Genomic DNA, 23,637 nt, shown 5'->3' on the forward strand with positions numbered 1-23,637 from the left:
AGCGAATAATGAAAGAGTTTTTATGTACGGATCGCGACTTTAAAGAGATTGCTAGTTTAGTTTATGACGCATGCGGTATTGTTTTAGGTGATCATAAACGTGAAATGGTTTACTCACGTTTAGCTAGGCGTATTAGAGAGCGAAAGCTAAATAATTTTGAAGCTTATTTAGAATACTTAAAGAGTAATAAAGATCAGGAGTTTGATGCATTTATTAATGCAATAACAACTAACTTAACGTCTTTTTTTCGTGAGATACATCACTTTGAATTTATTAGAACCCAGCTTATACCTGATCTTCTAAAAGCAAATAAGCAAAGTAAGCGAGTAAGAATTTGGTCTGCTGGTTGTTCAACAGGTGAAGAGCCTTACAGCTTGGCGATGACAATATATAACGCATTTCCAAGTACTTGGGACGTAAAAATATTAGCCACAGATTTGGATTCTAACGTACTGGAGAAAGCACAAAAGGGTATTTATACAGCTGCTAATGTGAATGGATTAGAACCGGCGCAACTTAAGCGTTGGTTTTTAACGAGTAAAGACGGTGAAAGCTATAAAGTTAAAGATAAACTACAAGAATCTATTTCATTTAAGCGCTTAAATTTGTTGCAAGACTGGCCTATGAAAGGGTCGTTCGATCTTATTTTATGTCGAAATGTTGTTATTTATTTTGATAAAGAAACAAAAGATCAGCTTTTTCAGCGCTACGCTAACATACTAAATTCGCAAGGTCATTTGTTTTTGGGTCACTCAGAGAGTATGGGTAAAGAGCATTCGCAATTTAAAAATTTAGGAAAAACTATGTACCGAAAGAGCGCTGATGCACGCTGAACTTAGGCCCGTATTACCTAGCTTTGAGCACATAAAGCGATATTGGGATTCAGGTAGAGACAGTGTTGTTGCTAAGGTGCTTCCAGGTGAATTTTATGTTTCTAAAAATAACGAGCTTATTTCTACCGTGCTGGGGTCGTGTATTGCTGCCTGTGTTTATGATGAGAGCTTGGGAATTGGAGGGATGAACCATTTTATGCTTCCTATTCAGAAAGACACAGATCTGAAAAACGCGCATAGTTTGAGTTGCCGATACGGTAACTGGGCCATGGAGTACCTTATAAATGAGGTATTAAAAAATGGAGCGTCTCGCCATAACTTAAAAATAAAATTGTTTGGGGGCGGTAAAATTATTAGTGCGATGACCGATATTGGACTGGGAAATATTAGTTTTGCAATGGCTTATATTGAAGAGGAGGCGTTAAATTTAGTTGCTCATGATATGGGCGGGCCATGGCCTCGAAAAATATTTTTTCATCCGCATACCGGTAAAGTTTATATGAAAAAATTAAGAAATTTACATAACAACACGATTGAAAAACGCGAAGTACGTTATTTGCAAAACCTTAAAAAGCAAGAAGTAACAACAGATATAGAGCTGTTTTAGGAGTATGCATGATTAAAGTATTGATAATAGATGATTCTCCTCTAATTAGGCGTTTACTCACAGAGATATTACAGCAGGCTAAAGATATCACGGTAGTTGGTAGTGCTGAGGACCCTTACGAAGCACGCGAAATGATAAAAAAACTCAACCCCGATGTGCTAACGCTTGACGTAGAAATGCCAAAAATGGATGGTATTAGTTTTTTAAAAAACCTAATGCGATTAAGGCCTATGCCTGTAGTGATGATCTCTACGCTAACCCAAAAAGGCTCTCCCATCACATTAGAAGCATTAGAATTAGGGGCTATTGATTTTATAGCTAAACCTACCAACAATATAAAAGAGCAAATGAGCCAATACGCATCATTGGTTCAGCAAAAGGTGCGAGTAGCAGCCGGTGCAAGAGTAAGAAGCGCTAAAAAAGGAGTCATTATAAATGAGCCTATTCATGTTAATGCTCAATTCTCACTAAATAAAATAATAGCGATAGGTGCTTCAACCGGCGGTACAGAAGCGATAAAAGAAGTGCTGACTAAAATGCCCAAAAATTGCCCTCCGATTGTTATTACACAGCATATTCCGCCGGTGTTTAGTACTTCGTTTGCTGAGCGAATGAATCGTACGTGCATAATAAATGTAAAAGAGGCTGAACATGGCGACAAGCTGAATGCTGGTTGGGCGTATATAGCACCTGGAGGCTTTCATTTAAGTATTAAAAAGCAAGGCATAGGATTGTATTGCCAGCTTGATGATAACGACCCTGTTAACAGGCACAAGCCTGCTGTAGATGTATTATTTAATTCATTAATCGAAATAGGAGCTAAAAATATAGTTGCCGCAATTCTTACCGGTATGGGGTGTGATGGCGCAAAAGGATTGCTTGCATTAAAACAAAATGGCGCTTACACCATAGCTCAGGATGAGTATTCATCTGTTGTGTGGGGGATGCCAAAAGCAGCTGTAGAATTAGATGCAGTTAATGAAGTAGTTGCTCTTGATAAAGTGGCTCAGAGTCTTTTAAAGCAGATTATTAAAAATTAACTTAGGCTAAAAAGCCTAAGTTATAATTTGCGCCAAATACCATCAAAATGCAAAGTACGATGTTTTACGAGAGCTTAGGGCGTGTAACTTTGTAATAATACCGTTCGGCATAAGTGTTTGAGCAACTTAATGAATTAAATCACCCCATAATGTCGTTAAAATTTTTTATTTAGAACACTATTGCAAATAAACTCAACGCAGTTAGCGCCGAAAATAGCTGCTTTGTTATTGAATAACCCAAGGCTGAGAAAACCAGTAATAGCTGCTAGGGTTTTCAATGGAAGGCGCAGTGCAGTTAAAGCGAGAGCGGCCCTTTTTAAGTGCTTGGGGTGACGTCACTTCAACCGTATTTTTATTTATCCAGTTTAAGTTTGCTTGGCCAATGCTTGATACATAGCAGGCAAATTGTGTTTTGTGAAAACTGCCCATTTTAAACTCAATAGTTAACTTGGGTGGATTGTTTTGCGTCACACTATCTTGGTAAGTTAAATTAGTAATGCTGAACGCTCGAGAATTAATTTTAGTTGTTAACGTCTCTAAATTGCTATAAAAACCAGAGGCAGGAAAACGTGGTAAACGACTGAAATTTGAGTCTTTACTTACCGCTCCAGAATGCTGTCCAATTCCAATAAAGCCAAGCTCAGTTATAAGGGTTTGCAGTTGATTACTAAATTCCCCATATGGGTAAGCTAAGTATTTGTAGTCTTGGCCAATTTCTTCTTTTATACGCTGTTGTGAGTGTAAAATATCTTGCTTAATACGTACTTTCCATTGCGCGGTGGTTTCATTTTCAAGCTTAATATGCAAATAATTGTGTTGAGCACTGTGGTTACTTATAAGCGCCCCTTTTTTACTTAATTCTTTAAGTTTATCCCAGCCCATCACATAGCTTTGACCTTCATCTATTAATTTGGGGTTTACAAAAATAGTATACGGGTAGCCAAATTGTTCTAAAATAGGTGCTGCTTCATCATAATTATTGTTGTAGCCATCATCAAAAGTGATCGCGATGGTTTTCTCAGGTAAGGTTTGCCCTTGTTGTAAAGCACTGAGTAATTTGTTTAGAGGAATAACGTTAAAGTTATTGTCTTTTAAATAATTTAAATGCTTTGTAAAAGTATCAGCGCTAACGCTAGTGACGGCTGGAAGGGTTTCACTAACATGATGGTATTGTAAAATAACGGCTGCTTGAGCGCGTAGAGATAAACTAATGAGAGTAAATAATACTAAATGAAACAATTTCTTATACATAATAAAGCACACCATAAAAGCTTGTTGTTGTTAGCCGGTCCGATGATACTATCAAACATCACAGTACCACTGTTAGGAATTGTTGATACTGCTGTTATTGGTCACTTAGGTAGCGCTCACTATTTAGCCGGTATTGCACTAGGCTCTGCTGTTATTTCTATTTTATTTTGGCTAGCAGGGTTTTTAAGAATGAGTACAACCGGCATGGTTGCTCAGGCCTACGGGCAAAATGATTTAACTCAATTAGCCGCCTTACTTAAGCGAAGCTTATTACTTGCAATTATTGTTGCTGTATTACTTATTGCTCTATCCCCATTAATAAAACACGCTATTGCATTTTTGTCTGCAGCTAATAGCGATGTACTCATTCAAGCGTACCAGTATTTCAGTATCCGTATTTTTAGTGCGCCTGCGGCTTTATGTAATTTAGTGCTGTTAGGCTGGATGCTAGGAGTGCATTACGGCCGAGGACCCTTTTATTTATTATTAGTAACAAATATTGTAAATATAGTGCTCGATATTTACTTTGTAGTTTACCTAGATTGGGCGGTTGCTGGTGCTGCATGGGCATCACTTATTGCTGATTACACAGCACTCGTCTTTGCACTTTTTTTGGTTGTTAAGTTAGCTAAAAAACAAGCAATAGAATTAAGCGTACCGAATTGGTTTAGCTTTAAAAAAATGGCGGGTTTACTTAGTTTAAACCGTGATATTTTTATTCGCTCTTTAGTACTGCAATTGTGTTTTAGCTTTATGACTTTTTACGGCGCCAGAATTGGCGAAACGACGCTTGCGGCTAATGCCGTGCTGCTTAATTTTTTAATGTTAGTCAGTTTCGCTCTAGATGGTATTGCATATGCCAGTGAGGCAAAAGTAGGGCAAGCAAAAGGTCAAAAAAGCGTATATAACATAGAGCTCTGGGTTAAAATTAGTGTATTTTGGGGGATGTTATTTGGTTTATTATATAGCTTATTTTTTGCAGTTTTTGGCGCTCAAATTATTACGCTTTTAACCAATGTACCAGAGGTTATTAATGAGGCTACACGTTATCTACCATGGGTAATTGGATTGCCCTTACTTGCTATGAGCTGTTTTTTGTTTGATGGTATTTTTGTCGGCTTAACACGTGCAAAAGATATGCGAAATAGTATGCTACTTTCAGCTACGGTAGGGTTTTTTGGAGTGTTTTGGGTATTTAGTGAGTTACAAAATAATGGGTTATGGCTAGCTATGAGCATTTTTATGTTAATGCGAGGCATAACTTTAATTATTAAATATCAAAGACTCAAAGCAAATAACCAGTTGCTAGATTAAGTGCGATGGTGGGCTATTTCCATAAATCGGGATCGTTACTCTGAGGGCCTATATTTTTAATGACCTGAGAAAATCGATTAGCAAAAATACCGCAGTAGCCCCAACCGGCAAAAAATAATGCGGGGACTAAAATTACCACGCCAATTATTTGTAAACTGTAATGGGTATAATACCCAATGCATATTAATATTACGGCTAGCACAAACAGTGCTAGGCCGCGAAAAAAGCGCGCTAAACTAAGCTTAGGATTGCTTCCTAAGCGGTAGATGAGTGGCTTTAGCATTTATAGGGCTTAATAGTAAGAATGATCGCCTGCTTCGTGATCAGTGATATCGGCAACACCGGTTATCTCTTCAAACTTAGCTATCATTTCTTTTTCAATGCCCTCTTTTAGCGTTACGTCGATCATAGAACAACCGTTACAACCACCACCAAACTGAAGGACAGCAATACCAGCTGCTGTAATCTCTACTAGGCTTACTTGGCCACCGTGGTTAGCCAGTTGCGGGTTTACTTCAGTTTCTAGCATATGTTGTACGCGTTCATTTAATGATGCGTCATCACCAATTTTACGAGCTTTAGCATTAGGTGCTTTTAGAGTCAGCTGGGTGCCCATTTTGTCAGTAACAAAATCAATTTCAGCTTCTTCTAAAAATGGAGCACTTTCTGCATCTACAACGGCATCAAAACCATTAAAATTTAGACGAATATCGCTGGCTTCAACAGCGTCTTCTGGACAATAAGACACACCACATTCCGCTTGTGATGAACCAGGGTTTACAACAAAAACACGAATATTGGTTTGTTGTGATTGATCTGCTAATAGTTTAGCAAAATGCGCTTGCGCTGTTTCGGAAATAGAAATCATAAAAAACGGCTTTATACCTGACTAAATTACTCGGATACTGCATATCATACTCCGCTCATCGTGTTGCGGCTAGTGTTGAGCGTAAAAAGTTGGCATCTATTTTAAGCAGTGGTAGCGTGCGATTAACAAACATTTTTAGAGTGATTTATATGCGGTTCATGTTAGCAGTAATGATGGTACTAGTTAGTTTTTCAAGTGTAGCTAAGCCACTTTCTTATTATTTTGAGCAAGATACACAATTTGATCCTACAATCCCAACGCCCGAAGAAGTACTTGGTTATCAAGTGGGGGAGTGGCATGTGAGGCACGATCAGTTAGTGCGCTATATGGAAGTACTTGCTGATAAAAGTGATCGTATAAATTTTGAAATCATTGGCCGTACGCATGAGCAGCGTCCATTGGTTATGTTAACGATTACCGCAGCTAATCAGTTACCAAACATTGAACAAACTCGTCAAGCGCATCTGGCACGCTTGAGTAATAAAAGTAGTAAAACCAAAGATCAACCTGCTGTAGTGTGGATGGGTTATAGCGTACATGGCAATGAATCATCAGGGAGTAACGCTTCATTGCTGGTGGCTTATTATTTAGCGGCAGCTCAAGGTGCTGAAATAGATCAGCTATTAAATAATACCGTTATTTTACTCGACCCTTCGCTTAACCCGGATGGCTTAGCGCGCTTTGCTAATTGGGCAAACAGTAATCGCGGGATGAACTTATCAAGTGACCCTAAAACTCGCGAACATGTTGAAAATTGGCCAAGTAGCCGGACCAATCATTATTGGTTTGATTTAAATCGTGACTGGTTATTGCTGCAACATCCGGAGTCGCGAGCGCGTATTGCCAAGTTCCATCAGTGGAAGCCAAATATTTTAACTGATTTTCATGAGATGGGCCCAAATAGTAGTTATTTTTTTCAGCCAGGTATTCCAAGTCGTAAACACCCAATAACACCGGATGAAAATGTGACTTTAACGAAAGCAATTGCTAACTATCATGCAAAAACATTAGATGAAAACAACGCGCTTTATTTTACAGAAGAAAGTTTTGATGATTTTTATTACGGGAAAGGCTCAACCTATCCTGATGTAAATGGTGGAGTAGGCATTTTATTTGAACAAGCGAGTTCTCGTGGGCATATTCAAGAAACTATAAATGGACCTTTAAGCTTTCCTTTCACTATTAAAAATCAACTGTTAACTAGTTTATCTACCTTTAAGGCAGCAGTTGATAACCGCCAAGCATTACTTAATTACCAGGCTAAGTTTTACAATCAAGCTACTGATTTAGCCAGCGATGAAAACTATGAAGGCTATGTTGTTGAAGGTGCAAGCGACAACACCCGCATTAAGCACTTTTTAGAGCTCTTAAAGCAACATCAAATTAATGCTTACCCGCTTACTAAATCATTACAAGCAGATGGTAAGAATTTCAGTACACATAGCTATTTTGTACCATTAGCACAACCACAATATCGTTTAGTAAAAGCGATTTTTAGTGAGCAAAAAAACTTTGCCGATAATACTTTTTACGATGTATCTGGCTGGACATTAGCGCATGCGTTTAATTTGCCATTCTCTAAAGTTAAAAGTAGTTGGGGATTAAAGGTTGCTGATAAAGCATGGGAAAAAGTAGCAACCCCATCATTTTCTTCACTCACCGAAGGTTACGCATTTGGTTTTTCGTGGGATGATTATTTAGCCCCTAAAATGCTAAATAGTTTACTTCAGCAAGGTATTAAAGCTCGTGTAGCTCTTAGTTCGTTAACTGCTAAATCAACATCGGGAGGGGTAAGCTTTGAACCTGGCAGTATTATTATACCTACAGGGTTACAAACAAATATCAACTGGGTTGCTCAGCTTAATAAAGCGCAAAATGAGTTTGGTATTGCAATTAAGCCAATTACTTCAGGTTTAACAAGTAAGGGGGCCGATTTAGGTTCACGCTCAATGGCTGTTGTTAGTGCTCCAAAAGTACTGCTTATTGGCGGGCAAGGCGCGAGCCAGTACGAAGTAGGAGAAGTGTGGTATTACCTAGATCGCTTTGTTGGCGTAGCGCCTACAATTGTTGAAATGAATCGCTTAGGCTCTCTTGAATTAAGTAACTATAGTCATGTTGTGCTTGCTCATGGCAATTACGGCAGTTTATCTGACGCTGACAAAGTGGCAATTAAAAGCTGGGTAAGAAAAGGTGGCGTTATTTGGGGTCATAAAGGTGGCGCTAAATTTTTAGCCGATCAGCAGTTGCTTAAAGCGAGCTATTTATCACGACAAGATGTAGCCAGCGCATTTAAGACGACAGGTTTAAGTTATGGCGATAAAGATCATTTAGCTGGGCGTCAGCGCATTGCAGGTGCTATTTTTAATACTAATATAGATTTAACTCATCCGCTTACATTTTCACTTAAGCGCAATACATTGCCCGTATTCAAAAACAGTACCTGGTTGCTAGAAGCTTCCGATGCGCCGTTCGTAAATGTACTTACCTATACTAAAACCCCATTGTTAGCGGGTTTTGCCGATGCTGTTAATGTTGAGCAAGTTGCTGGCGGAGCTGGTTTAATTGCTCATTCATACGGGCGAGGCACAGTGATAGGTATGACCGACGACCCTGTATTTAGAGGTTACTGGTATGGAACTAGTCGACTACTAAGCAACGCTTTATTTTTTGGTCATACGTTTCGTGCAAATGGCGAATAATACTTTTTAATAATTAAATAGGCGTTAAGCAAGTTGTAAAAGCCCACACTTGTTTAGCGCCTGCTTGTTTTAGTGTATTAGTTGCTGCGTTTAATGTTGCACCTGTTGTCATCACATCATCAATAATAGCGACTGTTTTACCACTGATATCCGCTGTACAAATAAACGCATCTTTTGAGTTTTTAATGCGTTTTGCTTTTGATAGCTCTGATTGCGCTTGGGTTTTTTTACTGCGAATAAGTACGTTACTCAATGGCGCGTAATTAGCTAAGCATGGATGCCATACTTGGCTTACTTGATTAAATCCACGATTTAAAAAGCGGCTTGTGTGTAGCGGTAAAATTATAAACATATCGGGTAATAAAGGATGATGATCAAAAAAATGTATCAGTTGCCTTTTAATAACTTGTCGCAGTGCCTTTTTATAATAAATTTGATTATTAAATTTAAGTTGTTTAAGCCATAGCTCAAACGGAGATTGATAAAATGCACATGCGAATAATTTATCGAATTCGCAATTAGGAAACATCTGTGCAATATCAGGGCGATTGAGTAAATTAGCGTGAATACTTAGATCAAACAATGGTAAGTCTGCTAAGCAGTAATCGCACAACCCTAAATGTGCATTAATGATGTTTTCACACTGCACACAAGAAGAGGGAAACAGCCAGTCAAAAATAGTATTCGTCATTGCTTTAAACCACACATTGCAATCACCTTCCTAATCGTTATTATGAGCTTAAGTTTGGTTAAGATTATGCGAATATGCAAAACGAGTTAGTATTATTACATGGTTGGGGAATGAACCAAGGGGTGTGGCAGTTGATCCAGCCAGAACTTGAGTTTTTATATTCAGGGGGGGTACGCAGCCTTGATTTACCCGGATTTGGCAACAGCGCTACTTGCCCAAGCCCCTATACATTGCACGATGCTGCAGCACTTTTAAGTGAAGAACTAAAGCCACAATCAATTTTAATGGGCTGGTCATTAGGTGGCTTATTTGCTTTATACATTGCTAAGCATTGGCCTGACAAAGTATCGAAAATAATATTAGTGGCATCAACACCATTTTTTGCAGAACAAGCACATTGGCCTGGTATTAAAGCTAATGTGCTGGATCAATTTAAAGAGCAGTTAGTTAATCACCGAGAAAAAACCATAGAGCGCTTTTTAGCTATTCAAGCTATGGGAAGTGAGTCAGCACGGGAAGATATAAAGCAACTTAAGCAATTACTAAATAAGTACAGCGCTCCTAATACTGAAGCGCTTATTGCTGGTTTAGATATTTTGCAAAACGAAGACTTACGTGACTTATTCACTCGTTGTCCGGTTTCTATTAAAGCAATATTTGGACGTTTAGATGCACTAGTGCCGTATCGAGCGATCGCAGAAATGTTAGTACTAAATCCTGAGTTTGAATACGAAGTACTCGATAAAGCATCACATGCCCCATTTATTTCTCATAAAAAAGAATTTTTATCTATTGCTAAATCAATGCTTTAAAATTGAACTAAAAATAGCACCGTTTAAAGCTTTATTTTGTGCATAACCTGAGCGATAATTAGACAATGTTTATTTGGTGGAGGTTTTAATATGCCAATCGGATCTGTATTTAATAACGGTGTTGAAGGGTTTAATCGTGCTAGCCAAGGTGTTGAAAAAGCCAGTGCTGAGATTAATCGAGCCACTATTGAACAGCAAGACGATGCGCAACTAGCGCAGCAGCGTCAGCTTACTGCAGCACGTCCTGAAGAAGCCATAACAGCTCCAGTAGCACAGCCAGCTCGTATTGATGAAGCACTCGTTAACTTAAAAGTTGAGGAGTTTAACGCTAAAGCGAATACGCAATCAATTCAAACGGCTGATGATGTACTGGGTACATTAATTGACATTAAAGTTTAGTTTATGAATATTGTCACGCCATTTCCGTCTATCAATATAAACACTGCAAATGTTTATACGGAAACCGCACGGCGTGACAACCAACTGCGAGAAGTTATACCTGCCCCTGCATCAAATAGTGCGAGTAATACAGAAACCAAAGCGCAAAGTGACGCTGAAAAAGCAAAGCTACCTGGCGGAAGTGATGGTGCAACGTATGACGCAACCGGAAAAGTTATAGACGAAAAATCAGTTCAGCAACGTGATGGAAACTCTGAGAACCCTGATGGCTCCGAGCAAGAAAGCGATTCAAGTGAGCAAAAAGAATCTGAGCAAGAAGAGCAGCAGTTAGAGCAAGAACAATTACAAATTAAAGAACTTAAGGCTCGAGATACAGAGGTAAGAATACACGAGCAAGCACATGCGTCTGTTGGCGGCCAGTATGCTGGCTCACCAAGTTATGAATATCAACGTGGTCCCGATGGCTCTAACTACGCCGTTGGCGGGGAAGTGCAAATAGATGTATCAGAAATACCCGGCGATCCACAGGCGACTATTGATAAAATGCAGACGGTGCGCGCAGCAGCGCTTGCGCCTGCAGAGCCTTCAGGAGCTGATCGTTCAATTGCCGCAGACGCTACGCAAAAGTTAGCAGCAGCCCAAGCAGAACTTGCACAACCAAAAAGTGAAAATGACGAAAAAACAAAAAATACAGCAAAGGCTTCATTTTCTAGTAATGAGAATAACGACGCTGAAATAACCAAAAGTGATGAGCCTACTCGCAATGTAGATGTTGAAGCACGTGCAGGGCGTATTGCAAACTTTTATCAAATGGCCACTTCTCCCGCGAGTCAAAGTAGTTTTTCAGCGTTAAGTTAATAATTTAGCAAAAGTAACCACAAAAAAACCGCTTACGCGGTTTTTTTCGTTTTAGTAATAATTCATCAGTAGTACGAGTATTATTTTTTCACTTTAGCGTTAGCAAATGCATCAGCAAACGCATTTCCCATTAAGGCGTTACCGTTATCACGTTTTGTCTTGGCAGCTCGAGGTTGTGAATTATTAGTGCGTGTTTGTGGCTTTTGCGAAGCTGTTGGTTTATTGCTGCTAGTATCAATGTCGTCATCTAAGCGCATAGTAAAGCTTATACGCTTACGAGAAGCATCAACTTCGACTACTTTAACTTTTACAATATCGCCAGCTTTAACTACTTCACGCGGATCGGATATAAATTTATTAGTAATTGCTGAAATATGCACTAAACCATCTTGATGAACACCTACATCAACAAATGCACCAAAATTGGCAACGTTAGAAACGACACCTTCCAAAATCATACCTGGCTTTAGATCGCTAATTTTTTCAACGCCAGCTTTAAACTCAGCTGTTTTGAATTCAGGGCGAGGATCTCGACCTGGCTTATCAAGTTCAGTAATAATATCGGTAACCGTTGGTAGACCAAATTTTTCGTCAGTGTAATCGTTGGCTGCAAGTTTTGTTAAAAAATCACTATTGCCGATTAAGCTATTTACATCAACACTATTATGCTCACAAATACGCTTAACAATTGGGTAAGCTTCAGGGTGTACTGATGAGTTATCTAGCGGATCGCTACCATTATTAATACGTAAAAAACCTGCGGCTTGTTCAAATGCTTTTGGCCCTAAACGCTCTACTTTTTTAAGCTCACTACGTTTAGTAAATGAACCGTTAGTATCACGATAATTTACAATATTCTGCGCTAAGGTTTTGTTTAAACCAGAAACGCGTGTAAGCAATGGTACAGACGCCATATTTAAATCTACGCCAACTGAGTTTACACAATCTTCTACAACAGAAATAAGGCTTTGCCCTAATTGGCTTTGCGATACATCGTGCTGGTACTGACCCACACCAATTGATTTAGGCTCAATTTTAACAAGCTCTGCAAGTGGATCTTGTAGACGACGCGCAATAGAGACAGCCCCTCGTAAAGAAACGTCTAAATCAGGAAATTCATTAGCGGCAAATTCAGAGGCTGAATATACCGATGCACCGGCTTCGCTCACCATAATTTTATTAAGTTTAAGTTCTGTGTTTGCTTTCATCAGCTCAGCAACTAGCTTATCGGACTCGCGTGATGCAGTGCCGTTACCAATTGCAATTAACTCGACCTTATGTTGGCGACAAAGTTGCTCTAACGTACGCAACGATTTATCCCAGTGGTTTTGCGGTGCATGCGGGAAAATAGTTTGTGTGGTGAGTAGCTTACCTGTGCTATCTACAATCGCAATTTTACAACCAGTACGCAGGCCTGGATCAAGTCCAAGCGTAGTGCGTGGACCTGCAGGGGCTGCCATGAGTAAATCTTTTAAGTTTTTAGCAAATACATCAATTGCGCCAGTTTCGGCTTTTTCACGCATAGCTGCAAAAAATTCATTTTCTAGGTGCAACCCTAACTTAACTTTCCATGCCCATTGGACAACGCTTAAAAGCCAAGGACTTGCCGCTTTATATTTAATATCTAAACGGTAATGCTCTGCAATCATGTTAGCGCATAATTGAGCTGGGTTTTCAGCACTCGGCTCAGGGTTAACATTTAGCTGTAGTATGCCTTCATTGCGAGCTCTGAGCATTGCAAGCGCACGGTGTGAAGGAACTTTTTTTAGAAGTTCTTGGTGCTCAAAGTAGTCGCGATATTTTGCACCAGCTTGTTCTTGGCCTTTGACGAGCGTGCTCTCAATCGCCCCATTTTGGCTAATATGGCTTCTAAATTTAGCGAGTAGCTTAGCGTCTTCCGCAAAGCGTTCCATTAAAATAAATTTAGCACCATCGAGGACTGCTTTTATATCAGCAAAGCTTTTCTCTGCATTGATAAATTGCTCAGCTTGTTGCTCAGGATCTAGATTAGGGTTTTTAAAAAGCGCATCGGCAAGTGGCTCTAAACCAGCTTCAATTGCTATTTGGCCTTTAGTGCGTCGCTTTGCTTTATATGGGAGATATAAATCTTCAAGCTCAGTTTTACTTTGGGCAGTAGTAATATCAGCCTTTAGCTCAGCGGTTAATTTATTTTGAGATTCGATAGTTGATAAAATAAAGCTACGGCGTTCTTCAAGTTCACGTAGATAGGATAAACGCTGCTCTAAAAGGCGTAATTGGGTGTCATCTAAACCACCGGTTACTTCTTTTCGGTAACGGGCAATAAAAGGAACTGTCGCGCCTTCATCAAGTAACTTTGTTGCAGCAACAACTTGGTGTTGCTGTGCATTTAGCTCACCGGCTAAACGTGCAGAGATATCGCTCATGCAAAAACCTTTTTAAACAAAAATAAGACCAGCTAACGTAGTTAACTGATACGGCTAATTGCTTGAATAATATCACAGGAGGTTGTAATAAAAAGCTCTTAAAGCAAGCTATTTCACTTGCTTTAAGATGGTTGGCTCGGGGGGAGTATTATGCTGTCAAAAGGACCCTTAATGAGGGTGCTCTATGTTTTCTAATACTTCACTGAATGAGTGAGCAATAGGGCTAATATGCAGTGGAATATGCAATGTTTTAGCAATTTGACGAGCCGAGATTAAGCCGCAAATTTCGTTATTAGATGTAGTAACTAATAAGAACATAACACCTTGATGTTCCATAGTTTGCAGCGCATCACCAATACATGAGTAGCTTAAGCTTTGCATGCTTACCCCCATCAACTGGCTGATTGGTGTCATTATATGGCGTAGACTAACTTCGCTACGGGGGGTATTTAAACGTTGGGCAATAATCGTAATTTTTGAGCTTTGCAAATCAGCGCTAGAAACAATGCCAACCAATTTATGAGTATCATCAGTGACCAAAATAAAATCAGACTGTTGGGCATTAATTTGCTTAAGTGCCGACTCAATTGTTGTTTCGTGTTGTGCACGGACAGGTATTTTTTGAGTAAAGCTGTTTACTACTTTTAGTGCTGGAGAGGTTAAATCAATTAATGGTTGCTCATCTACAAATGTGCTAGCAATAACGCCGTGAGAAATATTTTGAGTACGCAATTCTTTAAAGTTAGACATAATAGTCACCTTATTAGTTATAAAATTTAATCAACATTTAAAACAATGAGTTAAATTGAATAGCTAGGTGGTCCACGCTGATAAGCCGTGCTAAAAGGTCTGTCTAAAATTGAACTCTCGTAAAACGAGTGCGTGTCTTTAGGGAGTGGTTGAGGCGCCTTAAAGGAAGTAACATTAACGAAAGAATCTGCGTCAAGGTCTAGGTTTACTTGGTCAGGAACATCACAAGCAATAAAATGATTAGAGGTTGTTACATGATCTAAATTAGCTTCGGTAGCGTTGGCGTGCAGCGTTAAGCTTACACCCATTAAAAGTGCAAACAATACGGCATTACTTAATATGCGCTGTACTACGTTTGACATAACGACGACCTTAACTAATCTCAAATTTTGAGTAAATTCATTTATAGCTTATTGGTATAATTTAAACAATCAAAAGTTAACATGATCTGAATCAAAACCTACGATATATTTTTTTGATAGTCAATAGAATTTATATACCACTCTTTTTTACCTTGTGGCGTCATTACTGCAAAATCGTCATCAACCTGTTTTTTAATTAATGCACGTGCCATCGGTGAGTCAATAGAAATATAGTCCTTACGGTCGTAAATTTCGTCAGGCCCTACAATTCTGAATTTTTTAATGTCGCCTTGCTCGTTTTCAATTTCGACCCATGCGCCAAAAAAGACTTTTCCATCTTGAACGGAGGAATAATCAATAATATTCAGATCGGGAATGCGTTTGCGCAAATAACGCACGCGGCGATCTATTTGGCGCAGTAATCTTTTGTTGTACTGATAATCTGCATTTTCAGAACGATCACCTAAGCTTGCTGCCCAGCTCACTATTTTTGTAACTTCAGGGCGCTTTACATTCCATAAATGATCGTGTTCTTGTTGCAGCTGTAAGTAGCCTTCGCGGGTAACTAAATTTGTTTTCACGGTATATTCTTTTTAAATGCTCATGTTGGGCAAGGTAATAAAATTAGTAAAATTTGTCGAGTTTAAAATTTTTGAAATGTTCAGTAACAATCTAAGCGGGTAATTAGTTTTGATTATTAGGTTTTTCATTTATATTAACCAGTAATTGGATATAAAAATAAGAAAGAGACAATGGGACACGAAACCACAAAAGTATTGGTTGTTGATGACGACATGCGTTTACGTAGTTTGCTTGAACGTTATTTAGTAGAGCAAGGCTTTATCGTTAGAACCGCAGGTAATTCAGAGCAAATGGATAGGCTCCTCGAACGTGAAAATTTTCATTTAATGGTTCTCGATTTAATGCTCCCTGGTGAAGACGGTTTGTCGATTTGTCGCCGTTTACGTCAAAAAGAAAATGAAATCCCTATTGTTATGCTCACCGCTAAAGGTGACGAAGTAGATCGTATTATCGGCCTTGAATTAGGGGCTGATGATTACATTCCTAAGCCGTTTAATCCTCGCGAGTTGCTTGCGCGTATTAAAGCTATTTTACGCCGTCGCGCAAAAGAAGTGCCGGGCGCTCCCGCCGCAGAAGAAAATCTAATCGCATTTGGTAAATTTACGCTTAACTTAGCAACGCGCGAAATGAGTGAAGGCGATAAAACAGTTTCTTTAACGAGTGGTGAGTTTGCTGTGCTTAAGGCGCTGGTATCTCATCCGCGAGAGCCGCTTAGTCGAGATAAACTAATGAATCTAGCGCGAGGTAGAGATTACAGTGCGCTTGAGAGAAGTATTGATGTGCAAGTATCTCGACTTCGTCGGATGATCGAAATTGATGCCGCTAACCCGCGTTATATCCAAACTGTATGGGGTTTGGGCTATGTGTTTGTGCCGGATGGTGAAAAGTAATTTATATGGGGATGTTTCCACGCAGTGCATTTGGGCAAACGGTTTTTTTAGTAGCAGCATTGCTGCTAATAAACCAAATCGTGTCTTACGTAACAGTGAGTTTATATGTTGTAAAGCCGACTATTGAGCAAGTTAATTTAATGCTCGCCAAACAAATTAAAACAGTATTTATTGATTGGGAAGATGGCGTAGAGATCAATGATGAGGTTTCAGAAAAGTTTTTTGAGATCACAGGCATAGAAGTCATGACTCAACGAGAAGCTATGCGTAATGGACTTGGTCAAAGTCGCGAGTACTCAGGGTTATCACGGAGTATGTCTGAGCAGCTGGACGGTTTTTCGCGAGTAAGAATTAGCCAAACTGGCCCGCTGATATATTGGGTGGAGGCTCCACAGGCCCCTGGTTACTGGGTAAAAGTGCCATTAATTGGATTTAAAGAAAATAATCTAGAGTTTTTAACTTTTTACTTATCAAGTATCGGATTTTTAAGTGTGCTAGGTGGTTGGCTGTTTGCTAGGCACTTGAATCGCCCTTTAAAAGCATTACAACAAGCGGCGATTAAAGTGAGTGTAGGGGACTTTTCAACTAAAGTAGGAGAGCAAGGTTCCACAGAAGTAATTGAGGTAACGCGAGCATTTAATCAAATGTCGCGCGGTATTGCTGAGCTTGAAAATGACCGTCGATTATTAATGGCGGGTGTGTCTCACGATTTACGTACGCCGCTCACTCGTATTCGTTTAGCGACTGAAATGATGGCAGATACGGATGAATTTTTGCGTGACGGAATTATTTACGATATTGAAGATATGAACGGCATTATTGATCAATTTATAGAGTACTTACGTCACCATAAGCGTGAAGAGCTTATTTGCGAAGATATTAATGCTTTAGTGGCGGAGGTTGTGCACTCTGAGCTGCAGCATCAACGTTTAATTACATTTAAGAGTAATCCTAATATTGGTAAAATCCCGCTCAGTATAGTGGCAATTAAACGCGTTATAACGAATATGATAGGAAATGCTCGACGCTACTCCGAAGGGGATATTGAAGTACTTAGTTACTTTAATTCAAATAAAAAATATGCAGTTATTGAAGTGAAAGATAATGGGCCAGGGATCCCTGAAAGTGAACTTGAATCAGTGTTTGAGCCATTTAAGCAAGGTGATGCCGCGCGTGGCAGTGAAGGCAGTGGTTTAGGTCTTGCTATTATTAAGCGAATTATTGATATGCACGATGGAAAGGTCAAACTTTCTAATCGGCCTGAGGGCGGATTAAGTGCGAAAGTTTATTTGCCTTTAAAGCATATTAGTCCAAAAGAATAACTAACCTGAGCTCTGGTTAAGAGATTTTCAGTGAAAGCAAGGCGAATTTACGCGTCAATAGCTGGCCTATTGCAAATAAATTCAACGCGGTTAGCGCTGAAAATAGTTGCTCAAGATCGATTTATTATCCAGAGTTCAGGTTAACTATGATGTGGTTCATTCGTTATGCTCTATATTGATGCCTACGCTGCCAAAAAGGCATGCTCGACCAACGTTGTTCTTGATGATAAAAATAGTGCTGGTGATGTAAATAATGACGCCATATTTGCTCTATTTGTTGCTGATAGGTTTTATTAAAGTGCTGTTGTATATCGTTATCGATAACTTTTAGTATATTTGATTTTTGAAGCAGTAATGCCAATTGCATCGCGCTTGCCATTGCGTTAAAAATCCCCTGCGATGATAAGGGATCAAAGCTCATAGCTGCATCACCTAATGCGGCCCATTGTTGACCAGAGAAAGTATTTAAACGTGTTGAGTTAGCGCTTACAATGCCTTGTAGATCTAATGTTTCTTGATTGTTATCTAATAACTTTGCTAGTGCTGGTTGCTGTTGAGCATGTTGAATAAAAAACAATGGATCGCGATGCAGTTCTTTAGGAATGAGATCTGAATCGGTTTGAAAGGCTAAAACACGACGTTGGTTTGGAAGTGGCGCACTATACCACCAGCCACTCTCAGTTGAGACAATATCACCCAATTTATTTTCACTGTTATCAGCTAGCGTTGCCCAGCATGATATTAGGCGATCATTTTGCTGACGATTAGTGTATTTTTTGGCGAAATGAGCTTGACGACCTGTCGCATCAATAACGAATGGACATGCTATATTTGTTTCTTGCGCTGTGCTTGAGTCTGGATCGGAATTAACAAGGGTGATATGCCACGAATTTCCTTGGTATTGACTGTTGCTAAGTTTGACAGGCCAAATGCACTCTACACCACGCTGCTGAGCTTTTTCACGTAAAAAAAGTTCGAACTTTTTACGATCGAGCCTCCAGCCGAATCCATCGGTATTACTAAGATTATCTGCAATGTGACGTGCCTCTTGACCCCAATTTATCTTTATTCCGGCATTATGCAAATGATGGGGAAGTGCGATATCTGTTTCTAATAGGCCTTCAAACTCGTCTAACAAATTGAGCTGTTGTAAAATCCGTTTTGCTGCGGGTGCCAAACACTCTCCAATACGTTCCTCAGGAAATGCAGATTGATCGATGAGTGTTACTTTATAAGAGTCACATAAAGCAAGCGCAGCAATACAGCCAGCCACACCTGCACCAATTATTACAACACTGCTATTTAATTCATCGCTTTTAATCATGAATGTTTCATCGCTAGGTTGAGCGTGCTAGGTACATCGAGAGATAAAATAATTATAATATTCGATAAGCGCATGGCGTTTTCATTGCTTGATTTATCTAGCTTGTGATGAATGAATGAGAACGTTGATTTTTCTTTGTTAGCCACGGCGAATATTCCTTTCTCAGCGATTGAGATGTTTATATTGAATAAATATGGTATTTAGCTACCAATTTTTTAAGAATATTGACAAAGGGTAGGTGATGCACTCAGAGAAATCTATTACAGAGTATTACAGCGGCTAACATGATGTTTAGAATGGATGAGTTTTTATGCCCAAAATTCATTTAAGCAGATGAGCGTTTAAGTTTATTTTTCTCTAGCCAGAAATTTCAGTAAATTTAGCGCTGAAAATAGCTGTTTGAGATAGATTTATTATCCACAGTTCAGGTTAATTATAGAGCAAGGTTTATTGGCAAGATATCAGGCAGAAATAAATCACTACTTAAACCAGCTGCAGTAAATTTACTGCAGCTGATTCAATATCCACGATGCTTATTACATCGGCGCTTTAAAGTGCTTTAAAGCGAATCGCGACACCGCCACTGGTAGCAAGTTCAAGCGTTAGTTTATCGCTTGCAGTAACGATACGTTTTTCGATAGTTAAGTCGTATGGTTTATTTTTCCACTCTGAATTTTGACCATCTTTATAAATTTGCGCTTCAAACTTTTTACCTTGCTCTAAAAAGTCTAATGGCACTGTCATAGTACGAGCTTTTTCGTCGGTAACAGCGCCTAAATACCAGTCATTTCCTGAGTACTTATCACTTTTTCGCTCTTTGCGTGCAAACACAATAAAGTCGCCAACTTCACCATCAAGCGCAATGCTTTGTTGCCAATCTGTGGGTACATCTTGAATAAATTGAAATGCATCAGGTTTAGCTAAATAGTTTTTAGGTAAGTCGGCCGCCATTTGAATTGGGCTATATAACACCACATAAAGTGCCAGTTGCTTAGCAAGCGTAGTTTGCGGACGATTAGTATCGGCACCTAGGCCATTAAAGCTCATATCAAAAATACCAGGGGTAAAGTCCATTGGACCTGCCAGCATACGGGTAAAAGCAAGCATTGGTACGTGTTCTGGTGGGTTTGGAGGCGTGCCCCATGCATTAAACTCCTGTCCGCGTGCACCTTCGCGGGCAATCCAGTTTGGATAAGTACGACGAAGACCCGTATCTTTAATTGGTTCGTGGGTGTTAATACTAATTTTATGTTTAGCAGCCAGCTTTACGTTATAAAGATATTCGTTAACCATAAACTGGCCATCGTGCCATTCATGGCGAGCTATCCCGTTTTCGTCGATACGTTTAATATTTCCACCATCGGCTACGTAGCCTGTTTTTACTTGGCTTACATTTGATTTTTCGTAAAGAGTAAACGCATCCTCCATTTGGTTACGATAGTTACTTACACTGCCGGATGTTTCGTGATGACCAATGAGCTGCACGCCTTTTTCTTTACCGTATTGAGTAAGCGCGGCTATATCGAAGTCGTCATAAGGTTGGGTAAAGCTAAATACATCGCCATTAGAAAACCAATCGCCATCCCAGCCAATGTTCCAACCCTCAACTAACACACCATCAAAACCATATTGTGCTGCAAAGTCCATATAGTATTTAGTTGTTTGAGTGGTCGCGCCATGTTTTTCGCCGCTCCCCCATGTTTGGGTATTTATATGCATCCCCCACCAAATACCAACATATTTACCAGGCTTAACCCAAGATACATCGCCTAATTTATTCGGCTCATTTAGGTTTAAAATAATGTCAGAGTTAATTAAATCTACGGCACTTTCACCCATTTGAATCGTGCGCCATGGCGTAGTAAATGCCCCTTGCTTTTTAACTGCAATCCCATCTGACCAAGGTGTTAAATCGGCCTGAAATGTACCTGGGCGGCGCTGATTAAGTACCATTGCTGCGTAATCAACAAGGGCAGCTTCGTGGATACTAAAATGTATGCCGTCTTTATTTTTAAAAGTAAATGGCGTGTGTACTAAAGCCGCATCATTTAGCGGGGTGGTGTTATAAACATACTCATAACGGTTCCAACCACGAGCAGGGATCCACCATGCCGTGGCATCGTTACTATTGGTTATAGCAAATTCGGTCAGTTCTTTTGTTATTTCTATGTTGTCAAAACCAGCCTGTTTTGGTACTTCGTATCTAAAGCCAACACCATTGTTAAATGCTCTAAACCTAACGGTAAAAGTGCCGCCTTGAGGCTGCGTCTTGTTAAATGTTACAGCAATCTCATTATGATTATCGGTAACAGTTTGGCGTTCACCCCAAGGTAATTGCCATTGTGTATCTATAGTGCGATCTTGAGTTTTGGTGATTTTAAAGCCTTCACTAAAAGGGGCTTGTTGTTTAAATTCAAATCCAAGAGCTGAGTTGTTTATTACGGGCTTATTCTTAAAATCAATAGAGTAAGTAGGCGTACTTTGTTCATCTGATATTATAATTTTTATATTGCCGTTAGGAGATTGCAGCGTAGCTGTCTGAGCAAAGCAACCACTCGAAAAAGCTAAAAGTAAGAGTGCTGATGTTCTCATTGTTGATCCTTGGGTGTGTCAGTGTGAATTAATCAGCATAAAGGCAGTTGTTAAGGAATACGACTTTCTACATACGTATTCAATGTTATAAAAAAGAGAAAGAAATTATCAAGCTACTCGGTCTATAATGTAAATAAATTGAAAATAAGAATTAGGAAGCTAATGATCAAATTTTTCGTCTTTACCATATTAATGGTCTCAAGCTGGCAAGCCGCAGCAGTTAGCATAATAATTAAAAATACAAAAAATGAGCCCATAGCTAATGCTGTTGTGTGGTTAACTGCAAAAAATACCTCAGAGAAAATTACTTTACCCAGTACACCTTATTCAATGAGTCAAAAAAATAGAGAATTTACACCGCGTATTTTAGTCGTTCCGCAAAATGCCAAAGTGGAGTTCCCTAATGCTGATTCTATTATGCATCATGTTTACTCATTTTCTGAGGCTAAAACATTTGAATTAAAGCTTTATAAAGAGCAACCTAAAGCACCTTTAGTGTTTGAACAAACAGGCGTTGTCGAGCTTGGTTGTAATATTCACGATTGGATGCTGGGCTATATAGTTGTGGTTGATAGCACCATTTTTGCGATTACTGATGACACTGGCAAGGTTGAATTAACAGCGGTAGCAGGCGAGTACAAATTAAGTGTATGGCACTCTGGGTTTGGCGATATCAGTAATGTTGAATCAGAACCTGTAACTATAAGCTCAACACCACTTACCTATAAAGTGAAGCAGGCAATAATTGAGCAAATTGACTTCGTCACGGATGAATTTGATGATTACGAATAATTTTTTTAAGGCAACATTGTTAAGCTGTGCCGTCTTGTTTTGCTGCGCATCGAATGCACAGGTAAAAGGCCTATTACAAATTAGAGCTGTACAAGGTGATAACGTGCTTAGTTGGCAAGAAGGAGGCATTGGTTTGTATCGCCACGATACTCAAAGTGATGAGCTTACTTTGTCCCAAGGTATTTTAGATTTTAGTGTTGATTTAGCATCTAGCTGGTCGGCCCATGGTGTGTTAAACGCTAATCAAGATCCTGACGTTGGCTTGGGGTTTACGCAAGCTTATGTAAAGTATCAGCCACTCTCTAACAGTGATTATAAATGGCACGTGCGCGTAGGTGGCTTTTACCCGCTGATGTCGTTAGAAAATCCTGATATAGGCTGGACTTCTCCTTATAACTACACAAACTCAGCTATTAACAGTTGGATTGGTGAAGAAGTACGTGCTGTTGGTGCAGAAGTAACTATTAAGCGCCCAGCTAAACGCTTTAATAGCGCACATAGCTTTAGTGTTGTAGGCGCTACATTTAAAGGCAACGACCCTGCTGGCACGTTGTTATCTTGGCGAGGTTTCGCACTACATGACAGGCAAACAACGTTGAACGAAAATGTAAAATTTGCGTCTATAGCCGCCTTAAATGAATATGAGTTACGCTGGCAGGCTAACCAAGTTCTCCCATTTGAAGAAGTAGACGGACGCTTTGGCTATTACGTGGGTATGCATTGGGATTACTTAAAACAGTCACAATTTCGAGTGTATTACTACGATAATAATGGCGATCCCACTAAGGTGAATATTAGTTCTGGGCAGTATGCATGGGATACCCGCTTTGTGAGTACTGCGTGGTTATATAAATTTAGTAAAAAAACACGTTTAATTGCACAAATACTTAATGGCAAAACGGCAATGGGGGGTAACTTACTAATAAATAATGCCTTTTATAGTCATTATGTAATGCTCAGTCATAAAGAAAATAAACACAGGGTGTCGTTACGTTACGATTATTTTAAAGTAACTGACAACGACACCACTGCGTTTGACCCCAATGCAAGTTATGGCGAAGGGTTAACAGCAACATGGCGTTATGACCTTAGTAAAAAAATACAACTAGGGATAGAGGCGTCAGCACTTAAAAGCTTTGCTGCAAATAGGGCGGCAATAAACTTTAATGAACGAATCTCGCAGCAACAAGTAATGTTAAACGCGCAATGGCGATTTTAAAGCATAAAAAAGGGGAGCTTATAAAAG

General features: G+C 39.4%; 23 protein-coding genes. 12 read left to right on the plus strand and 11 right to left on the minus strand.

All coding sequences use genetic code 11. The features are described from left to right. The first annotated feature begins 8 nt into the window (after positions 1–8). From ACJJVZ_RS04595 to ACJJVZ_RS04605, 3 genes are read left to right on the plus strand one after another with little or no spacing between them, the layout of a single operon-like run. Positions 9–833 (plus strand): protein-glutamate O-methyltransferase CheR, encoded by an 825-nt coding sequence (locus ACJJVZ_RS04595; protein ID WP_273046977.1) that lies wholly within the window; start codon positions 9–11, stop codon positions 831–833. Continuing rightward, a complete protein-coding gene (cheD, locus tag ACJJVZ_RS04600; protein WP_138584714.1) occupies positions 823–1,440 on the plus strand; it encodes a chemoreceptor glutamine deamidase CheD in 618 nt (205 codons plus the stop codon). The genes ACJJVZ_RS04595 and cheD overlap by 11 nt, the downstream gene beginning before the upstream one ends. An 8-nt stretch (positions 1,441–1,448) precedes the next feature. Next, complete coding sequence (locus ACJJVZ_RS04605) at positions 1,449–2,480, plus strand: chemotaxis response regulator protein-glutamate methylesterase (RefSeq protein ID WP_405598552.1); 1,032 nt, start codon at positions 1,449–1,451, stop codon at positions 2,478–2,480. Positions 2,481–2,705: 225 nt separating this feature from the next. Here the strand turns inward: ACJJVZ_RS04605 and ACJJVZ_RS04610 are convergent, their stop codons facing one another. Then, positions 2,706–3,731, minus strand: a complete 1,026-nt coding sequence (locus tag ACJJVZ_RS04610) for a polysaccharide deacetylase family protein (RefSeq protein ID WP_405598554.1) — start codon at positions 3,729–3,731, stop codon at positions 2,706–2,708. Between ACJJVZ_RS04610 and dinF the strand changes: the two genes are divergently transcribed. Beyond that, positions 3,711–5,045 (plus strand): MATE family efflux transporter DinF, encoded by a 1,335-nt coding sequence (gene dinF / locus ACJJVZ_RS04615; RefSeq protein ID WP_405598556.1) that lies wholly within the window; start codon positions 3,711–3,713, stop codon positions 5,043–5,045. The two genes, ACJJVZ_RS04610 and dinF, sit on opposite strands and share 21 nt — an antisense overlap. A gap of 13 nt (positions 5,046–5,058) precedes the next feature. Here dinF and ACJJVZ_RS04620 read toward each other — a convergent pair whose 3' ends face one another. Next, positions 5,059–5,328 carry a hypothetical protein gene (locus ACJJVZ_RS04620; RefSeq protein ID WP_138584711.1) on the minus strand — a complete coding sequence of 90 codons (270 nt, stop codon included), beginning with the start codon at positions 5,326–5,328 and terminating at the stop codon, positions 5,059–5,061. Positions 5,329–5,337: 9 nt separating this feature from the next. Further along, the gene (nfuA, locus tag ACJJVZ_RS04625) at positions 5,338–5,913 is read right to left on the minus strand and encodes a Fe-S biogenesis protein NfuA (RefSeq protein WP_077536357.1); all 576 of its coding nucleotides are present in this window, start codon (positions 5,911–5,913) and stop codon (positions 5,338–5,340) included. 170 nt (positions 5,914–6,083) lie between these two features. Between nfuA and ACJJVZ_RS04630 the strand changes: the two genes are divergently transcribed. Next, positions 6,084–8,612 carry a M14 metallopeptidase family protein gene (locus tag ACJJVZ_RS04630; protein WP_405599082.1) on the plus strand — a complete coding sequence of 843 codons (2,529 nt, stop codon included), beginning with the start codon at positions 6,084–6,086 and terminating at the stop codon, positions 8,610–8,612. 13 nt (positions 8,613–8,625) lie between these two features. Here ACJJVZ_RS04630 and ACJJVZ_RS04635 read toward each other — a convergent pair whose 3' ends face one another. Then, positions 8,626–9,303: a ComF family protein gene (locus tag ACJJVZ_RS04635; RefSeq protein WP_405599084.1), complete on the minus strand. Its 678-nt coding sequence runs from the start codon at positions 9,301–9,303 to the stop codon at positions 8,626–8,628. A 74-nt stretch (positions 9,304–9,377) separates the two neighbouring features. Here ACJJVZ_RS04635 and bioH point away from each other — a divergent pair, with 74 nt between their 5' ends. The 3 genes from bioH to ACJJVZ_RS04650 all read left to right on the plus strand — a co-directional run bounded on the left by bioH (position 9,378) and on the right by ACJJVZ_RS04650 (position 11,372). Continuing rightward, entirely contained in the window at positions 9,378–10,115 is a 738-nt protein-coding gene (gene bioH, locus ACJJVZ_RS04640) for a pimeloyl-ACP methyl ester esterase BioH (protein WP_138584709.1), read from the plus strand. 90 nt (positions 10,116–10,205) lie between these two features. Beyond that, positions 10,206–10,514 (plus strand): hypothetical protein, encoded by a 309-nt coding sequence (locus ACJJVZ_RS04645; protein WP_077536355.1) that lies wholly within the window; start codon positions 10,206–10,208, stop codon positions 10,512–10,514. 3 nt (positions 10,515–10,517) lie between these two features. Further along, positions 10,518–11,372: a putative metalloprotease CJM1_0395 family protein gene (locus ACJJVZ_RS04650; protein WP_405598560.1), complete on the plus strand. Its 855-nt coding sequence runs from the start codon at positions 10,518–10,520 to the stop codon at positions 11,370–11,372. A gap of 80 nt (positions 11,373–11,452) precedes the next feature. On the opposite strand, the gene ACJJVZ_RS04655 is transcribed toward ACJJVZ_RS04650, so the two are convergent. From ACJJVZ_RS04655 to greB, 4 genes are all read right to left on the minus strand, one after another. After that, positions 11,453–13,777: a Tex family protein gene (locus ACJJVZ_RS04655; RefSeq protein WP_405598562.1), complete on the minus strand. Its 2,325-nt coding sequence runs from the start codon at positions 13,775–13,777 to the stop codon at positions 11,453–11,455. 168 nt (positions 13,778–13,945) lie between these two features. Then, complete coding sequence (locus tag ACJJVZ_RS04660) at positions 13,946–14,527, minus strand: CBS domain-containing protein (protein WP_405598564.1); 582 nt, start codon at positions 14,525–14,527, stop codon at positions 13,946–13,948. Positions 14,528–14,577: 50 nt separating this feature from the next. Continuing rightward, positions 14,578–14,889 (minus strand): hypothetical protein, encoded by a 312-nt coding sequence (locus ACJJVZ_RS04665; protein ID WP_077536351.1) that lies wholly within the window; start codon positions 14,887–14,889, stop codon positions 14,578–14,580. A gap of 98 nt (positions 14,890–14,987) precedes the next feature. Continuing rightward, complete coding sequence (greB, locus tag ACJJVZ_RS04670) at positions 14,988–15,470, minus strand: transcription elongation factor GreB (RefSeq protein ID WP_405598567.1); 483 nt, start codon at positions 15,468–15,470, stop codon at positions 14,988–14,990. Between the two features lie 171 nt (positions 15,471–15,641). Here greB and ompR point away from each other — a divergent pair, with 171 nt between their 5' ends. Both ompR and envZ read left to right on the plus strand, forming a co-directional pair. After that, a complete protein-coding gene (gene ompR, locus ACJJVZ_RS04675) occupies positions 15,642–16,361 on the plus strand; it encodes a two-component system response regulator OmpR (RefSeq protein ID WP_077536349.1) in 720 nt (239 codons plus the stop codon). A gap of 5 nt (positions 16,362–16,366) precedes the next feature. Continuing rightward, positions 16,367–17,683: a two-component system sensor histidine kinase EnvZ gene (envZ, locus tag ACJJVZ_RS04680; protein ID WP_182701656.1), complete on the plus strand. Its 1,317-nt coding sequence runs from the start codon at positions 16,367–16,369 to the stop codon at positions 17,681–17,683. A gap of 163 nt (positions 17,684–17,846) precedes the next feature. Here the strand turns inward: envZ and ACJJVZ_RS04685 are convergent, their stop codons facing one another. The 3 genes from ACJJVZ_RS04685 to ACJJVZ_RS04695 all read right to left on the minus strand — a co-directional run bounded on the left by ACJJVZ_RS04685 (position 17,847) and on the right by ACJJVZ_RS04695 (position 21,599). Then, complete coding sequence (locus ACJJVZ_RS04685) at positions 17,847–19,007, minus strand: tryptophan 7-halogenase (RefSeq protein ID WP_405598570.1); 1,161 nt, start codon at positions 19,005–19,007, stop codon at positions 17,847–17,849. Next, positions 19,004–19,153 carry a hypothetical protein gene (locus ACJJVZ_RS04690; protein WP_405598572.1) on the minus strand — a complete coding sequence of 50 codons (150 nt, stop codon included), beginning with the start codon at positions 19,151–19,153 and terminating at the stop codon, positions 19,004–19,006. Before ACJJVZ_RS04690 ends, ACJJVZ_RS04685 begins: the two co-directional genes overlap by 4 nt. 403 nt (positions 19,154–19,556) lie before the next feature. Further along, positions 19,557–21,599: a glycoside hydrolase family 97 protein gene (locus ACJJVZ_RS04695; protein ID WP_405598575.1), complete on the minus strand. Its 2,043-nt coding sequence runs from the start codon at positions 21,597–21,599 to the stop codon at positions 19,557–19,559. 162 nt (positions 21,600–21,761) lie between these two features. On the opposite strand from ACJJVZ_RS04695, the gene ACJJVZ_RS04700 reads away from it, so the two are divergent. Beyond that, a complete protein-coding gene (locus ACJJVZ_RS04700) occupies positions 21,762–22,391 on the plus strand; it encodes a methylamine utilization protein (protein WP_193156488.1) in 630 nt (209 codons plus the stop codon). Further along, positions 22,378–23,610, plus strand: coding sequence for a hypothetical protein (locus tag ACJJVZ_RS04705; protein WP_405598577.1), 1,233 nt, complete (start codon positions 22,378–22,380; stop codon positions 23,608–23,610). Before ACJJVZ_RS04700 ends, ACJJVZ_RS04705 begins: the two co-directional genes overlap by 14 nt. Positions 23,611–23,637: the final 27 nt, after the last annotated feature.

The organism is Pseudoalteromonas sp. Ld19 (genome assembly GCF_045064135.1).
Lineage (GTDB): Bacteria > Pseudomonadota > Gammaproteobacteria > Enterobacterales > Alteromonadaceae > Pseudoalteromonas > Pseudoalteromonas aliena.

Coding starts and splice junctions, on each gene's coding strand:
- ACJJVZ_RS04685 (WP_405598570.1), bottom strand. CDS start 19,007: ATGATTAAAAGCGATGAATTAAATAGCAGTGTTGTAATAATTGGTGCA.
- nfuA (WP_077536357.1), bottom strand. CDS start 5,913: ATGATTTCTATTTCCGAAACAGCGCAAGCGCATTTTGCTAAACTATTA.
- ACJJVZ_RS04610 (WP_405598554.1), bottom strand. CDS start 3,731: ATGTATAAGAAATTGTTTCATTTAGTATTATTTACTCTCATTAGTTTA.
- ACJJVZ_RS04630 (WP_405599082.1), top strand. CDS start 6,084: ATGATGGTACTAGTTAGTTTTTCAAGTGTAGCTAAGCCACTTTCTTAT.
- ACJJVZ_RS04665 (WP_077536351.1), bottom strand. CDS start 14,889: ATGTCAAACGTAGTACAGCGCATATTAAGTAATGCCGTATTGTTTGCA.
- ACJJVZ_RS04655 (WP_405598562.1), bottom strand. CDS start 13,777: ATGAGCGATATCTCTGCACGTTTAGCCGGTGAGCTAAATGCACAGCAA.
- ACJJVZ_RS04700 (WP_193156488.1), top strand. CDS start 21,762: ATGATCAAATTTTTCGTCTTTACCATATTAATGGTCTCAAGCTGGCAA.
- ACJJVZ_RS04645 (WP_077536355.1), top strand. CDS start 10,206: ATGCCAATCGGATCTGTATTTAATAACGGTGTTGAAGGGTTTAATCGT.
- envZ (WP_182701656.1), top strand. CDS start 16,367: ATGGGGATGTTTCCACGCAGTGCATTTGGGCAAACGGTTTTTTTAGTA.
- cheD (WP_138584714.1), top strand. CDS start 823: ATGCACGCTGAACTTAGGCCCGTATTACCTAGCTTTGAGCACATAAAG.
- ompR (WP_077536349.1), top strand. CDS start 15,642: ATGGGACACGAAACCACAAAAGTATTGGTTGTTGATGACGACATGCGT.
- ACJJVZ_RS04660 (WP_405598564.1), bottom strand. CDS start 14,527: ATGTCTAACTTTAAAGAATTGCGTACTCAAAATATTTCTCACGGCGTT.
- bioH (WP_138584709.1), top strand. CDS start 9,378: ATGCAAAACGAGTTAGTATTATTACATGGTTGGGGAATGAACCAAGGG.
- ACJJVZ_RS04595 (WP_273046977.1), top strand. CDS start 9: ATGAAAGAGTTTTTATGTACGGATCGCGACTTTAAAGAGATTGCTAGT.
- ACJJVZ_RS04705 (WP_405598577.1), top strand. CDS start 22,378: ATGATTACGAATAATTTTTTTAAGGCAACATTGTTAAGCTGTGCCGTC.
- ACJJVZ_RS04635 (WP_405599084.1), bottom strand. CDS start 9,303: ATGACGAATACTATTTTTGACTGGCTGTTTCCCTCTTCTTGTGTGCAG.
- ACJJVZ_RS04695 (WP_405598575.1), bottom strand. CDS start 21,599: ATGAGAACATCAGCACTCTTACTTTTAGCTTTTTCGAGTGGTTGCTTT.
- ACJJVZ_RS04620 (WP_138584711.1), bottom strand. CDS start 5,328: ATGCTAAAGCCACTCATCTACCGCTTAGGAAGCAATCCTAAGCTTAGT.
- dinF (WP_405598556.1), top strand. CDS start 3,711: ATGAAACAATTTCTTATACATAATAAAGCACACCATAAAAGCTTGTTG.
- ACJJVZ_RS04650 (WP_405598560.1), top strand. CDS start 10,518: ATGAATATTGTCACGCCATTTCCGTCTATCAATATAAACACTGCAAAT.
- ACJJVZ_RS04605 (WP_405598552.1), top strand. CDS start 1,449: ATGATTAAAGTATTGATAATAGATGATTCTCCTCTAATTAGGCGTTTA.